15 protein-coding genes and 1 pseudogene are annotated in these 14,446 nt (G+C 58.6%); 5 read left to right on the forward strand and 11 right to left on the reverse strand.

The genetic code is table 11. The annotated features are described in order from the left end of the window. Positions 1–26 precede the first annotated feature (26 nt). From AC6H4Z_RS09805 to AC6H4Z_RS09835, 7 genes are all read right to left on the reverse strand, one after another. A complete protein-coding gene (locus AC6H4Z_RS09805; protein WP_497546570.1) occupies positions 27–1,508 on the reverse strand; it encodes a phage terminase large subunit family protein in 1,482 nt (493 codons plus the stop codon). After that, positions 1,505–1,819 (reverse strand): hypothetical protein, encoded by a 315-nt coding sequence (locus AC6H4Z_RS09810; protein ID WP_497546571.1) that lies wholly within the window; start codon positions 1,817–1,819, stop codon positions 1,505–1,507. Before AC6H4Z_RS09810 ends, AC6H4Z_RS09805 begins: the two co-directional genes overlap by 4 nt. A 106-nt stretch (positions 1,820–1,925) precedes the next feature. After that, complete coding sequence (locus AC6H4Z_RS09815; RefSeq protein ID WP_497546572.1) at positions 1,926–2,342, reverse strand: hypothetical protein; 417 nt, start codon at positions 2,340–2,342, stop codon at positions 1,926–1,928. Between the two features lie 3 nt (positions 2,343–2,345). Next, the gene (locus tag AC6H4Z_RS09820) at positions 2,346–2,954 is read right to left on the reverse strand and encodes a hypothetical protein (RefSeq protein WP_497546573.1); all 609 of its coding nucleotides are present in this window, start codon (positions 2,952–2,954) and stop codon (positions 2,346–2,348) included. Between the two features lie 471 nt (positions 2,955–3,425). Then, positions 3,426–4,622 carry an AAA family ATPase gene (locus AC6H4Z_RS09825; protein WP_497547026.1) on the reverse strand — a complete coding sequence of 399 codons (1,197 nt, stop codon included), beginning with the start codon at positions 4,620–4,622 and terminating at the stop codon, positions 3,426–3,428. Beyond that, positions 4,615–4,887 carry a hypothetical protein gene (locus tag AC6H4Z_RS09830; protein ID WP_497546574.1) on the reverse strand — a complete coding sequence of 91 codons (273 nt, stop codon included), beginning with the start codon at positions 4,885–4,887 and terminating at the stop codon, positions 4,615–4,617. The genes AC6H4Z_RS09825 and AC6H4Z_RS09830 overlap by 8 nt, the downstream gene beginning before the upstream one ends. Further along, complete coding sequence (locus tag AC6H4Z_RS09835; protein WP_497546575.1) at positions 4,878–5,156, reverse strand: helix-turn-helix domain-containing protein; 279 nt, start codon at positions 5,154–5,156, stop codon at positions 4,878–4,880. Before AC6H4Z_RS09835 ends, AC6H4Z_RS09830 begins: the two co-directional genes overlap by 10 nt. Positions 5,157–5,566: 410 nt before the next feature. Between AC6H4Z_RS09835 and AC6H4Z_RS09840 the strand changes: the two genes are divergently transcribed. The 3 genes from AC6H4Z_RS09840 to AC6H4Z_RS09850 all read left to right on the forward strand — a co-directional run bounded on the left by AC6H4Z_RS09840 (position 5,567) and on the right by AC6H4Z_RS09850 (position 8,956). Continuing rightward, on the forward strand, positions 5,567–6,217 hold the full coding sequence (locus tag AC6H4Z_RS09840; protein ID WP_497546576.1) for a hypothetical protein: 651 nt from the start codon (positions 5,567–5,569) through the stop codon (positions 6,215–6,217). 336 nt (positions 6,218–6,553) lie between these two features. After that, positions 6,554–7,411: a hypothetical protein gene (locus AC6H4Z_RS09845; protein WP_497546577.1), complete on the forward strand. Its 858-nt coding sequence runs from the start codon at positions 6,554–6,556 to the stop codon at positions 7,409–7,411. 96 nt (positions 7,412–7,507) lie between these two features. Then, positions 7,508–8,956, forward strand: a complete 1,449-nt coding sequence (locus AC6H4Z_RS09850; RefSeq protein ID WP_497546578.1) for a TIR domain-containing protein — start codon at positions 7,508–7,510, stop codon at positions 8,954–8,956. A 241-nt stretch (positions 8,957–9,197) separates the two neighbouring features. Here AC6H4Z_RS09850 and AC6H4Z_RS09855 read toward each other — a convergent pair whose 3' ends face one another. Continuing rightward, complete coding sequence (locus AC6H4Z_RS09855) at positions 9,198–10,031, reverse strand: dCTP deaminase domain-containing protein (protein ID WP_497546579.1); 834 nt, start codon at positions 10,029–10,031, stop codon at positions 9,198–9,200. An 82-nt stretch (positions 10,032–10,113) separates the two neighbouring features. On the opposite strand from AC6H4Z_RS09855, the gene AC6H4Z_RS09860 reads away from it, so the two are divergent. Then, positions 10,114–10,272, forward strand: coding sequence for a hypothetical protein (locus tag AC6H4Z_RS09860; protein WP_497547092.1), 159 nt, complete (start codon positions 10,114–10,116; stop codon positions 10,270–10,272). A 166-nt stretch (positions 10,273–10,438) separates the two neighbouring features. Here the strand turns inward: AC6H4Z_RS09860 and AC6H4Z_RS09865 are convergent. Next, positions 10,439–11,119: pseudogene (locus AC6H4Z_RS09865) on the reverse strand (oxidoreductase); the annotation flags it as partial. Positions 11,120–11,166: 47 nt separating this feature from the next. Continuing rightward, entirely contained in the window at positions 11,167–11,673 is a 507-nt protein-coding gene (gene dut / locus AC6H4Z_RS09870; protein ID WP_497546580.1) for a dUTP diphosphatase, read from the reverse strand. A gap of 649 nt (positions 11,674–12,322) precedes the next feature. Between dut and AC6H4Z_RS09875 the strand changes: the two genes are divergently transcribed. Further along, positions 12,323–12,766, forward strand: coding sequence for a hypothetical protein (locus AC6H4Z_RS09875; protein ID WP_497546581.1), 444 nt, complete (start codon positions 12,323–12,325; stop codon positions 12,764–12,766). Positions 12,767–12,894: 128 nt separating this feature from the next. On the opposite strand, the gene AC6H4Z_RS09880 is transcribed toward AC6H4Z_RS09875, so the two are convergent. Further along, entirely contained in the window at positions 12,895–14,373 is a 1,479-nt protein-coding gene (locus AC6H4Z_RS09880; protein ID WP_497546582.1) for an RES family NAD+ phosphorylase, read from the reverse strand. Between the last annotated feature and the right edge of the window lie 73 nt (positions 14,374–14,446).

The raw sequence follows: 14,446 nt of genomic DNA on the forward strand, positions 1-14,446 counted from the left end.
GACCGCGCCCCTTTTACGTCTCACAGCTACCACGCCTCGGTCTCGTCGTACGTGACGAAGCTCGATGCCAGCGGAACCGAAAACGCTGCGACGATCAGCGGTGAATCGGGAATCCCAATCCCGTCACCCAGTGCGAGCACCAGCGCATCGGCACGGTCCGGTGAACGGCCCAGACGTCGTCTTGCTTCGTCCTTCGCTTCGATCAACACCTTTCCGGATTGATCGAACGTGTAGCGGATAGCGGCGAGGTCGGTAATCAGTTCGTCGTCGTCGGGAAGTGCGACCGTTCCGGCTTCCAGTAGTTCGCGGAGCGTCCAGTACATTTCTGCCCGCTTGTTTCGGAATCGAGTCGGGTCCTTCGCCGCACCACCGAAGTGAACTTCTTCCACGTCGAAGCGAAGTTGTCGTAGTCGATCGACTACACCGCCGCCGACGCCACCAGCATCGACGTAGACGCGTTTTGGTTTCGGATTCGCGCTGGACGCCTCGTGGACAACGCGTGCGGTGGTCGCCATCAGATCAGGCGATCGCCAGAGCGAAAAGCGCTCTACGCGACCATTGCGAGCGATGCACACGCAATTCTGGTCACCTGCAACGCTGCGCGCGACATCGACACCTAGCTTGGTAACGCCTTCGCCGCTGATCGTTCGTTGAGTCGCTGCTTCCAGTAGTGAGAGACCGAAAAGCTGTCCGTCGGCCGCGTCAGCGAAGATCCCTTGCACCCTAGTCTGATACAGCGCCGAAGTCGGAGACCATTCCGCTTTACGGTCCTCGATCCATTCCGGCGAGACGAGTGAACTGTCCTCGCTCGATAGGTGGATAACGTTCCAGCGGTGCGTCGTATCGCTACATGCTCGATAGAATGGTCCGCTTGGTCCGCCGGGAGTGCTCGCAACGACAAGCCGCGAGTCATCACCACCCGTCAATGCTCCTTGCAGCGCGTCGAATACATCTTGGGGCACAGCCTTCGTCTCATCGAGTACGAGAAGCAGGCCGCCAACCGCGTGCATTCCTTCGATTCGCCCGGGTTCTGTGGCAGGCAGGCCGGTTAGTGACCAATCCGCACCGTAGCCGTTAACGACGACGCTACCCGTTTGCACGTCGACCGGTAGTCTGGTCTTGGCTTTCCGAACGAGTCGACGAAGCTCGGCGAAGATCACGCCTCGGATTTGCCGGTCGAACTGTGGTGCGACGATCGCCACCTTGGACTCTGGACGTGTCACGAGCCACCACAGGCCGAGCGCCGCGAGCGTTCGAGATTTTCCAACACCGTGTCCGGCTACGATCGCTGTTCGCGGGTTGTTCTGCGCCGAGACAAGAATCTCGTCCTGATACGCTGAGCCGTCAGAACGTCGCGCTGCAGAGGGAAATCCTAGAACATCCTCACGGAATCCGACTGGATTGTCTCGGTAGACCGTGAAGTCGAACGCCTCAACGGTCTCGACGTTCTTCTCTGTGAGTCGGGCAAGTCGCTTCTCGGCGGCCAAGATTCGACGGTCGTCCTTCATCGGCGCGTCACTGACAGCTGTTTCTCAAGCTCGCCGATCTGTCGTTCGAGTTCGCGCATACGGGTGCGGTCGGCTTCGGCCGCGTTCGCACGAATCCAAATGTCGATTGCCTTCACAGCTGCACCGGCTTGCGAGCCTGTCAAAACTCCCGCGACAGCCAGCCACTGAATGACGGCGAGATTGTGTTTCGCATCGTCTAGCGTGTTCAGCTCGTGAAGTTCCATCGCGCCGGTCAGCATATCGGCGTTCCTGTTATCCCGTTTAGCGAGGCCACCCAATCGGCCAGCGGCTGCTTTGTCGTTGTCGGTCATCGGTCATTTCCTCCTGCTATATCGTTCACGCGCGGGGACGCGCGTTTGAGTCGGGGGTTTGGGCTCTCATTCGGAGCCTGAAAGGCGGTGTCCTAGGATGCATCATTTATCGAGTAGCGTCGTCTTCCGCCTCGGCGGATAGGTAGTCATCGTATTCCGTCGCACTGAAGGTGTCGGCGAACGCGCGTTCCGTCGTGATATCTGCAGCACGATTCGCAATCGACTTCGCGCGGTCGAGTGCCTTCCTCACGAGTGGATCACTCTTTCTTCGGGCGCGAGGTTCTGGCTTTTCGCGGTCGTCACCGGGTTTGACGCGCAGGCTCGCTTCGTAAAGTGTTCGTCCCTCTTCGGTCTGAAGCGCGGCGACGATGGATTGAGCATCCGTCAGTGCTGCGTTCCGCTGTCTGAGGGTTTCGGCAATCTCTTTGATCGCGGTGGTGAACTGTTCTGCCGTCAGATGGTCCGGCACCCTGTCGGCCTTCAGGACGGCTTTGGCGACTGCGATAGTCAATGCTGTCGTCATGGTCTAGTTCTCCGCTGCTAGGTGTTTCACGATCGTCAGTTGCTCGGCGAAGGTGTCGTAGCAAACCGGCTTGAGGTCACATCGCTCAATAATCGTTCGGCCGTGCGCAGCAAGCGCTGCGGATACGCTCCATCGGGGATCCAGAGTTTCGTGCGACATGGCGTGCACGTCGGTGTAGGCCGCGAGCAATCGGCGGATTTCAACGACCTGAGTGACGTAGTTCGCCAAGTCACGCGCTGCCTTATCGGCTCGATGCGAAACGGTTGTTAGATCGCGAACAAGCGTCGCGACCTCGCTCTTTCGTTGGGCATGGCGAGTGGCGGCTACCTGTTTAAGCGCACTCGCCTCGTGGCGCTCGGCCGCTCCAATGGCATCGTGAATCGCAGCCTGTCGTTCCTTCGTGATCCGGATTTCGTTTGCAACGTCTTCGAGCGCTTCAGCGGCTGCGGCGTCACCGTTAGCCGCGCGGTATGCCAACTCTCCCCTCTGAAGCTCTAGACTCGTGATGCGTGAGGCAGTTGTGAGTGCGGATTGGCGGAATTTTTCGAGAACGCGCGCCGGTTCAGAAGTCGGCGTCGCCTCGTCGGTCGGCGTTGTTCGGGTCTTGGTCATAAGGCTCCTTCGGATATCAATTGGTCGATTGCCGAACGCAGGAAGCGCGGACGGCCACTAATGCGGTACGAGGGGAGAGTCCCGTCTTTCGAGAGACGATAGGCTCGCCACGTCAGACGTTGACGTTCACTCGCATTGGTCGCCCGCCAAACGGAACGAGCAATCAGATACGAGACGAGTTGTGCGATAGTGAGGCTGGTGTCCGTGTCAGGCATTGTGCACCGGCGAGTCCGATGTGAATCAGTGTGCAACAAAGGTTTCACCAATTGGTAAACGGCGCCACGATCACGTTAGGCGAACAATGAGTGATGTCATACAGCGATGAACGCGGTAGCGAAATGCGCGTTGTTGCACTCCGTTCGACGATGAAGCGGCGGCTATTCACGTCGCGTATACGAAAACGGGCGCCCCGTAACAGGGCGCCCTTTTTCGGACGATGGTCTCGTGCGAAATCTGAATCAGTACGCGTCTCTAACTATCGACGCCAACCGCCTCCGCTTCCTCATGGTACTCTTCGCTTCGTTGAAACTCACGAATGATCTCCCACTCCTCCTCGGTAAGCGTATCCGTGGACGGCTCACCCCCACCACGATCTTCCCCTTTAGGGGGAAGATCGGCGGTGGTGACCGAGATCCTTCCGTCTGAGGCCGTTATTGAGTCGCCCCCACTGGGGGTTACCGATGATTTGGCAGAATCACCAAGGAAATACCGTTTCAGCTTCTTTTCTCCTGTCGAAGAAACCAAGCCACTCTTGACGAGTGATTGTGCTACCCGATCAAACGTGGAATCCGCGAGTCCGGAACGACGCCGCCACTCGATGTTGGACAAGCCGTTGGGATCTTCTGCATCTACGAGAATGGTCAGTGCTTGACGTTCGTTGTTCGACAAGCCGGTCGCCGCGACCTCACACGGAACTAGCACGCACGACCCGTCGATGGCTTCGAGCCGACAGGTAACGTCAGGGCATTCCGCAGCATCGCGCTGTTTCTGCCAACAAAACGATACTTCGCCGCCCTTCTTGCGTACGCGGATAACCGTATCAGCCGCACCTCGGAGCGCGCTTGATCCGCGCTCCGACGTGCCACCCTTTCCTGAGTGGTGCACAATGAGAATGCAGGCGCCGTGATCGGTGCGCAGCGGATCCAGGTTGGAGATCAACTTACTGATGTCGCGCGCATCGTTCTCATCGACGTCGGCTCCGAGGCAACGAGCGAGGGTGTCGATGACGAGAAGGGAGAATCCGCCTCGGCCGTTGCTCCGTGATTCCTCGAACAGCTGCGAGATCGCCTCTGCTACGGCTGTAGTGTGAAGGGGCAGTGCACGCCCAACGAAATTGAGCTTATCGATGGCCCGCCCAGCGATACCGTGATAAGTCTTCCAAGCGTCGCACCGCTGCTGTAAGCCCCCGACGCCTTCCGCCGAGATGTACAACACGTTTCCGGCTTCCTTATGTACCGAGCGGCCAAGAAACGCGCCGCGCGTCGCGATGCCGAGAGCCAGATCAAGCGCCGCGAAGCTCTTGGCCGACGCGGGCTCTCCGTACATAAGTGCCAGCGATCCAGAGGGTAGCATGTTGTCGACGAGCCAACTGGGCGCTGCGAGGCTCCCGAGCTTAGACTCGGGCACCATGAGCCGTTGCAGCTCCGCAGCGCCAAACGTATTAGTCATTGCTCTCGGTCTCGGCTTTGATCTGCCGCCACAGTTCGGGATCACGAACGTCGCGTAGCAGTGTTGCTTCTTCGGCTCGAAACCGATCAAACGTCGTTTGCTCGACTGGAAGTGCTTCGGTGGCAATCGCGTCTCCGGCTTCTGCGTCGACGATGTCACTCCCGATGGATTGAGCGAGCACTCGAATCGCTACCTGCTTTTGTTTGAGATCGATGAGCAATTGATGAAGCCGCGAGTTAGCTGCGGCCGGGCTGGTCAAGCGCATGAGGCCTCCTTCTTCCAGCCGCCAGGGAATGCTTTGCCGCCGTCAGCTATCCACTTCTCTAAAGCGGAGCGTCGGAACATGACTCGGCGACCGAGCCGAAAACTCGGAATAATGTCCATGTGTGCGTACCTGTAGACGGTCTTGTGCGCACGGCGCGCGGCCGTGTCGTCGTCGGCATCGAAACCCATGCCGGGGAATTCCACCGCTAACAGCCTACGGACGTCTTCGACGTCTCCGGCTTGCCAGCGGTCAGTGCGTAAGCGATCCATTCTCGAAAAACTCAGGGTTAGGGGATAAAAAAAACTGGACACGAACAGGCGTCGCGCATTTGCGAGACGTGTTCGACCCAGGTTGATTTCAGTGCATGTCTCCGTTCATCTCCGGCGGAGTACCGGCGTTGTCATCGTTGGCTACATGGGAGGACTCTCAGAGTTTGGGTCAAAACGCTCGGGCGGGCAGCCACCGACGTCGATCGCTGCAGCCCTCTGAGAGTTAGACGCGGCAAGCATAGAAAGGTCACAAATCTGCTTGCGGATTTCGTGGCAGAGACCGCACAATCGCCGAATTTCGCGTCCTGTCTCGACACATCGCAAGCCAGCAGGCAACGCCACGAGGGACAGTGATGAGTAAACGCGAAAATGTCAGGATGTCGAGGATCGGCGCCGGTCGTGTTCCTTCGGTGCTTGAGGATATCCAACCGGCTCGCTATGGGGTGAATGAGTCGCCGCGTGAATACCTTGCAGCGGTCCTCGGTCATTCGGTCGCGATTCTGTGCGGGAGCGCGCTTGCGCTCGCACTTCTATTGTACGGCCTGCTGTCTCGCCAGAGCGTTCCGCTCTGGATCGGCGTTCCGTCACTTGCGATTACGCTAGTCGCCGCGCCGTATCGCGCATGGCGTGAAGAGCGCCGCCGACGTGAGGCAATTCGGAGCAACGCGATCATGGCAATTGGAGAACGCGATGCGCTGATTGCACAGTATGAGGATTTGACACCGACGATGGTTATCGAGGGAATCAACGTGCGCGAGTCTCGCATGGCGTACGTGCGGTTCAGAATCAACAATCCTGACGGCGTACGTGTCGCATTTCAGGAGTCTCGATTGAGAGTGGAACGGGACGATATTCTACCGTTCGATGTCGTGGGATCGTCTGCCCCCGGCCCTGTTGACACCGGGATTCACGGCAAGGCAGCCGGCTTTCTTTACGACGGGTCCTTCTCAGGGCCCAACGTGCTGGAGAATGCGAAGCTGACGCTTACTCTCGTCGATGGCCGTCGCCGTTCCATCATCGGAACGTACGAAACTGCTTCGATTACGAACGGAGAGCTGTGAGAACCCGAATGGTGCGAAAGATGGTGCGAAACTCGCCGGACGTCCCTTGAACTGTGCGAGACTCGTCGAGACCGGTCGTTGGTCGCTCTCAGCTTAAGGCGCAGAGTCATAAGGAGTTCCGACGACTTGCTAGGACTGGCGCTGATTCGCTAGAAAATTGAAAAAAGAAATGGGGTTCAGGGGGTCGCGGGTTCAAATCCCGCCGTCCCGATGGCGTAAGAGATTGAAAAATCGTAATTTACGGGAGCGGTGTCGGGATTGCCCGGCACCGCTCTTTGCATCGGGGACCACATAGGGACCACGCCTCCATATTCAGCCACCCGGGATTCCTCGACCGTGATTGGATCGCGCGTGAATGTCTGGACGCCGCCAGGTTTTGTGTGCGGTGACATCAGCGGTGACGAAGACGGCATTCTTACTGCCGGCTGCTACCTCGGCCTAGATGATCAATGGGCGCGGGCCGTCGAAACCTGGAACGCGATCCTTGCCGACGCCGGCGTCAGCGTGTTTCACGCAACCGACTTCTACAACGCTCGGGGTGCGTTCAACGACGACCGGTGGAGAACGGAGGTTCCGGGTCGAGGGGTGGTGGTCGGTGGTCCGCTGCACGTGGAATTCTCGCAGCGGTTTTCGTCCGCAGCGGTAGATGCTGGCCTTATAGGCTTCGCGTTCGGGATGGACTCGCCGTCTTTCCGCGGAATCCTCGCGCCAGAGTTGGCGCGGGAGGACAGGTTCTACCGGTCGACTCACCCAAGGACGCACGCCGTCATGAGCGGTCTGGCTGCGGTGTCGGACTACCTGACCGGCACGAGCTATAGGTTCGATGGCCGCATCCCTGTCATTTTTGAACACGAACAAGGCGCCGGAAAGTTCAAGGATTTCTTTGAGGAATCTCGAAATCGACGCGAGCGATGGACCTATTGGTTCATGAATTTCACCACCATTGGAAAGGACTTCGCGCCCGTTCAGATGGCTGACCTATTGGCCCACGAGGCGTGGAGGCGGGTCAAAGAGCACGTCGCCGAGACTCCGCGGCCTCTTCGTAAAAGCTTTGTACGGATGCTTGCGGGACAGCAGATCGACGTAAGGTGGCACGGTCCCGATTACGCCAGCCGTAACGCACAACACGTTCGAGATCTGCTTACGCGCTACCCCGATGGGCGGATTCCGCCAGAGGAAGTGCGCGAGGTCTAGCGACAATCGCCTGACTCGCCTTAGCATCTCCGTATCGGCGACGCGCCTCTCCGCTAACGATGCGCCGCTTAGTTCACGGACGCCAATCAGCAATTCATGACGCAGACACCAGCGCCAAAGGCGTTTCTCTCCTACAGCTGGTCGTCGGAGGAGCACGCAGAGCGGGTCGTGCAGCTGGCGAATCGTCTACGGGTCGATGGCATCGACGTAGTCCTTGATCGCGCGCACCTAACGGAGGGCCACGACATCGACGCCTTCATGGAGCGCTCGGTCAATGACCCCACGGTTACTCATGTTCTGCTCCTTTGCGATCCACTGTATGTAGAGAAGGCCGACGGTCGCTCTGGGGGTGTTGGTAAGGAGACGATGATCGTTTCGTCCGAGGTATATGCGTCGGCGACACAGTCGAAGTTCATTCCCGTAATCCTGGCACGAAGAGACGATGGGAGTGTCCCACGGCCCGCGTATCTAAGAACGCGCCTCTACTTCGACTTGTCGGATCCACTCACTGAGGAAGAGCAGTATCAGCGTCTCAAGCGGCGGTTGCATGGGAAACCCGATCTCGAGCTCGCGCCCCTCGGCAAGCGACCGGCGGATCTTGACGATACCGCGCCGCTCAAGTTGACCGCACACACCGCGAAGGCCTTCATGGCTGCGGCGGTTGGCCACCGACCGCAGCGATGGGCGCTTCTTGAGGATTATTCAAACAAGGTTGTGGAAGCTGTTAGCAGTCAGCGCATCGGGCCTGGCCTCAAGAACGCCGAGGAGATACGGACTCTCCATTTCGTAAGCATCGAGTCATTTCGCCCGTACCGCGATGAATTCTTCGAGGTCATGCGAACAATCGCACGCCATTGCGACGACAGCGAGGCCTACGACCGACTGCATCGCCTATTCGAAGAGCTCGCGGTTGTCGTCTGGGACGAGCGCGTCAATGACTATCGGGAGGAGTTTGCGCGCGCCAATCTCGTGTTTATCGTGCGCGAGCTCTTTATGTATGCCGTTGCAGTCCTCCTAGAGGCATCGCGACTGGACGGAGTGCGTCGCTTGCTGTCAAGGTACTACGTCGCGTCGACTCTCCACGACGGTGGCACCTTGCGCACCGTTGAGGTCTTTGACCCGGCACCAGGATGCCTCGAGCGGTCACACAGCGGGAGCGAGAACAACACCGCAAGGTTGCTCCGCGAGCGCGCCACTCTCCCGCGCGTCGATATTGCCGCGCTGCGCGACGTTGAATTTGTCTGCGCTGTCCGCGCGCGGCTTGACACATCGTACGACAGTGGGCAACCCGTGCGTGCCAAGCTCTGGTGGCCGCGACTGCAAAACGACTTTGGCTTCGCGGGTGGTGAGTTGCGGCTAGTCACGCGACTTAGAGATCCAGACTTTCGCGAGCGTCTTGCGCGAGTCTTCGATGCCGATTCGGCTGACGCGTTGCGATTGCGAATCACTGCACTGCCGGACTTGCCGTCCGGGCTGAGTTCTTTCGCGTGGATGAACGCGACAACGCTTCTCGCGTTGTTCGGCTTCGGCGAGGGGCGCAGGTGATTTTCGTCGGGTGTGAAGCGTGAATCGAGCAGGAACCTAGAGGCCGGCAAGGTCGGTCAACCGGCTTTCGATATGCGCATCGTTTGGTGCCGTCCCTCCCCGGTGGCACGTCGGGTTTTGCGCGTGAGGGCGTTACCATCCTGGTCGTGGGTTTCATTCACGGTCGGTGCAGCCTTCTTCCCGACTTCACACCCAATGCCTCAAATGCTCTAGTCGCGCGAGTTCGGCGCCGCGGTGCTTCCTATTCCGAGAATCGTTCAGGTTTTTTGCGAAATTGGCCAAGCAGGTTCATTCCCGCCGTCGTGAGGAAGTTCGCTACGACCCCTGTGGCAACGGCGACTACCAACGGCATGTTCCCGTAAAGACTGTACAGCACCGCGAAGGCGACCAGAGTCAGCCCAACTTGGAGCCAGACTTTATGAGAATAGTACTGAAGCCTCTGCTCGATAGAGCTGATGACCGGTCCGTAGCTCTCCTCTACCTGCGCAACGTCATAGTTTCCCAATAAGCTGCGTTTTAGGCCCTCGTCCGCGTAAAGATGCGTCGGGACTGGCCAAATCTTCGTCGCGTATCCGTGCTGTCCGTTGTATGGCCTGTCAACGTGCTTCGGGAGGACTGTGAATTCGATCTTTGCAATTGGTTCTCCAGGACGGATGATTACGGACCGATGCGAGACGTTGCAAAGTGTTATCCCCAGCTGACCATCAAATCCAGGATCGGCATACGTGTTTACGGGGAGAATGCCAACGGAAAAGAGCTGCCCTTTGGTGAGGACGCGCGCTAAGACGTTCGATGGAAGCTGAATGCTCTCCTGCACGATGCACGTGACGTATGTGTGAGGATGTAAGACGTAGCCATTGCCCGGATCGGTTATCTGTATCCGCCGTTCCTCCTCGCGTGCTCTGGTGTTGAAGAATGTTTGGCTCGCGCGGAGCTCGTAGCATGCCTGTTTCACTCCTGCTGGCGCGAAGCCCTCGGGAATCAACTCGCCAGCCGCTACCAACGCTCTAATGTCGGAGTCCACCAGAGTTCCGGGGCCGATGCCGGCCCATGGTGATACGCGTGCGGTCGTCATGAGCCTAGATGTTGGGGTTGACCGCGCATTCTAGATGGGCGGCACCGCGGCTGAAGTAATGACACTTGTTACGGAGCTCGCAATGAACAACGTCTTCGGACTGGCCGCTGAAACTTTTCTCGGCCACTCTAGGATCAGCAATGAGCGGGCGGCCAAGCGCTATGAGGATTCGCGGATCCAGAGGCACATCGAGTTGCTCGAGATTTGTTATTCGGCCTGCGATGATGAACAATGCGTCTAGTCCATCCATAAGCGCCGGCAAAAAACCGGGCGTAGACTGGTCGACTGTGTTCGGCTCCTGGGTAGATCAGACGCCGATCTAAGGTGTAGAACCCCGAGGAATAGTCGACAGCGTCGAAGCCCTCACTGACAAAACGTTGGGCGAGCGTATGTGTTTGCTCTACCTCATCAAGAGGATCGCCTAGGCCCGTGAGCACACTGAGGCGGACGCTTAGCAGCGACGATGGCACTATCGCGCGGGTTGCGGCTGCGAATGCTTGAATCCACGCGCCATCCCAACGGTATGCATCGGGTCGCGAGTTGGTTAGCGGATGCGTTAGTAGGGACAGTAAATACCCGTGCGCGGCATGAACTTGAACCACGCTGAAGCCTGCATCGCTAGCCAACCGGCAGCTTCGCGTGATTCGCTCGAGTTGTGCGGCGATCTCCTCACGTGATAAGGTGCGAATCAAGGAGCGAAGGCGCTCAATCTCCTGTTGTTTGTCCTTTGGTTTCCAACCACGCGGCGGGTTCAACGAGGGGAGGGAATGCGCCAGTTGGATACCCGCGAGACTCCCAGCTCGCTCGATCGCTCGAGCGAGTGCTGCAAACCGGGGACAGTCGGCCGCGTCGCGCAACATTGGTGTATTGGGGTTGCTCCGCGCGCCTTCGTGGACGGCAACGTTGCCGACCATACTAATTCCGATTGATCGTCCGGAGCGCTCCTTGTGAAAAGCGAGGAGGCGCCCCGTCGGAACGCCATGTCTCGCGAACCCGGTGTTGATCGGCGCAAGAGTAATACGCGACGGAATGGTCCAGCCGCGGCGAGAAACGGGTTGCATCGCCCACCGAATTGCGTCAGTCAGCATTTTGTTATCCTTAGGCAGAACGCTGGTTGGCCGAGGTGCCCGATCGGCTATGCCGACCCGGTGCTGCCCATTCCGCCCGACCGACCAGTATCTTGGGCGACTGCGCCCGCGCTCCAACGGACTTGAGGTACCTCCGCGAAAACGATTTGGGCGAACCGTTCATTGTGTCGAATGGTGGCTCCACGGACGCCGGCGTTCAGAACCACTACCTGCCACTCGCCACGGTAGTCCGGGTCAATGGTGCCTGGGGCATTGGGAATTGTGAGTCCGCTACGGAACGCAATTGAGCTGCGCAGCCGTATTTGGGCCTCCAGGCCGCTCGGCAGCGCAGCCCGAAAGCCGAATGGTATAATGGCCCGATGGCCGGGCGCGATATACATCGAGTCGTCGCCGTGCAGGGCCGCTCCTTGGGTGGTGTCCACACCGTCCGTAATCATGACGGCTCCGGACTTCAAGTAGGCTCGCACGTCAAAGCCAACGGAGCCGACGGTGGCTCGCTGCGGTATTTCTACCTCGTCGTACAGAGGTTCGAATACAACATTCCAGCTAGACATTGAATCTCCGCATCGCGTGTTGTCCGGGGAGGCCTCGATTTTCTACATAGGTGCATTCGATCGGGCGTACGGTGCCTCAAAGAAATTTCGATCGGCGGCAGTTCACGAGTAGCACGTTCTGACCCGTGTACGAAAGATCGGTTAGATAGAAACCCCCGCGGCGCCAATAACGATTACGGACTGGCGCAATCGCAGCCTTTTTCACTCGGCATGGGGGAGGGGAACCAGCCAAGCGGACGCTTGGAATGCGCGAAGGCGCTGCCGGAGTCGGCTGATGATACTTCTAGCCAGGGCCGCAGCTTCCCCTGCAGTCGGGTTGCTCGTCATAAAACGATGGACTTAGCTTTTTGCGGATCAGCACCTGTCATTTTTTCCCACGGAACGTACGATGAAGCCAGAAGAAGCCCACGTCCGGAAGTACCTGGAGGGCCTCAAGATGGGATCGGTCGACTATGAGCCGATCAAGAATGAAACGCCAGACTTTCTCGTCGGTGGCCGAATCGCCGTCGAGGTGCGGCGTCTCAACCAGAACCACTCATCGGGCCCCGCCGCCAAGGCCGAAGGGTTGGAGGTCCAATCGATTCCCTTGTTGCAGCGCTTGCGCAAACTTTTGGAATCGTATGGACCTCCCGTTGGAGGTAGCGCCTCCGTGATCGTCCGTTTTAGCCGACCATGGAACTGGAAGGCCCTCGAACCAAAGCTTCGCACGGAATTGGAACGGTTCCTGGCGAACGAGCCGCGGGTCGTAGTTCGTGCGCAGATAGATTCATCATTCTATGTCGGGATTCAACCTCTATCCGTGCCGCTGGCGAGCCAGTTTCGACTTCACGTCACATCCGATCAGGAGTCTGGTGGGATGGTAGTCGATCTCGTAAAGCGAAATCTGGAAATCGTCATTCCCGAAAAGGAACGGAAGATCACAAAGAACCGCGCCCTCTACCCCGAATGGTGGCTTGTTCTGGTCGACTACATCGGGCTCGGCTCCGATCCGATTGAGCGATCTAGCCTTCGTGAGGCGTTCGACCTGCCGCACTCGTTTGACAAACTGGTTATTCTCGACGCCGCTAACGCCGAGAGCGCGTTCGAGCTCTAGTGAAAAGCGGGCCGTCGTCGACGCGCGTCAATGGAGAACGGGCGGATCGACGTATGGTCTTTATCGAGGCCGTTGAGTCGAATCGTCGTGCTATGGTTACGAATCGGCGAGCGCGCCACCGTGTGATTCTAGAATGCGCTTAAATCGTTGGGGTCGGACTTCTCGTACCGATGTCGATGCACAGTGTATGCGTGAGTTATGAAATCGACGCGCGCGATTTCGTGAACCACGACAGAGTCGAGAGCGACCCGCAGTGACTCGAATCGAGGATCGACTCGTTCGACCGGCCACCAATCCCGCGGATCTGGGTTAAGCAGCGAGTTCTTGGGCGAAGCGGCATCGACCTCGGGTGCCGGTGAGCTGCGAGGCACTTCTTCCCAGACCGAGTAGTACGGTTCCCACCCGTCTTCGGTCGTCAAGCTTGTATCAGCCGTTATTTCTGTTCCGTCAGGGATCTCTAACTGCTGAACTCTCGACGCCTTATGAAAAAGGACGACATTCACTGCGCCGTTCGCCGCCTGAACCGATGGAAACATGATGCCGTCCAACGTCGGGGCTTCCTGTGCAGCGAGGAAATCGGAAATCGCTTGTGTTGGTAGATAGTCGAATGCCTCATCGTCGGGCATCACCGGTTTGCTCAAGCGGTCAGAGAGTGATCCCAAGAATGTTTCGCGTTCGAGCCGACGAGAGAATTCGGGATCAAAGATGCTCCCGCTACTGCTAACGCCGCTCAGTGCTGCAAGGTCCAGCAGCTTCAGCTCCCGAAGGAGGTCGAATCGCGCGACGATGACGCGGCTACCTACTGGCGGGCGAACTTCCGCGATGGCGACCTTCGGGTCGTTCGAGCCGTAGAAGACCGAAATGCCGCTTGGATTCATCCGACCGGCCGTCGCGAGGCGCGTGGGCGGAGGGCCGACATGTAAGTCGGGGCGGCAGAGTGCTTCGGTTAGCGGATCTTCTGATTGAAAAACTCGAGCGCGGTAAATGGCCGCGATCGTTTGCCCGGGGCCGGCGGCCGCAATCACCGGCCGGTCGTCCAGCGTTGCCATGTTCTCTATCCCGTCAAAAGCAGCAGCGAGATGAGTCGATGCAGCTTGGCCAAAGAACCGGGCTTCGGTTTTCAGGGAGTGTTCGAACGAATCCCACTCTTCGTGCCAGGTCCGGCCGTCGGGGCGCTTCTCGGCGTAGTACGATGTCTCGGCGAATTCTGTCTCGTCGCCCATCTTCGCCGCTTCGAAGTCGTCGTAGCGGTCCTCGAGAATCCGTTGTACGTCTCCCGCCACTTCCTCAGTGATGTCGGCGGCGTCCATGATCGCTTGCACCACCTCGGTACCTTCTCGCTCCCGGTCTGATCCTCGCCATCCGGAAGGCTGGTCTGACGTGCGATAGTAGTGTTCACCAAAAGCGGTATCGATCCGATCGGCCAGTTCGCATAGTCGATAGGTGCGTCGAGTCTTCTTACAGTAGGTGCACTTGCGCCGACTGCCCATCCGCTTGATCTCGTCACTGAGAAACGGCTCACCGACGCACTGGAAGCAAACGTTCCTTGCGTTCAGGTCATCGATGTCGTCGGAACTCGCAGACGTGAGCTTCCGATGCCAACTCATGGGGATCCGGGTTCGAACGAGGGCGTGTCGCCGGCTCGGCCAAGACGCCGTTGCGAAGAGGCGTCGCGCTCAA

This window comes from Leucogemmata humicola (assembly GCF_055379415.1).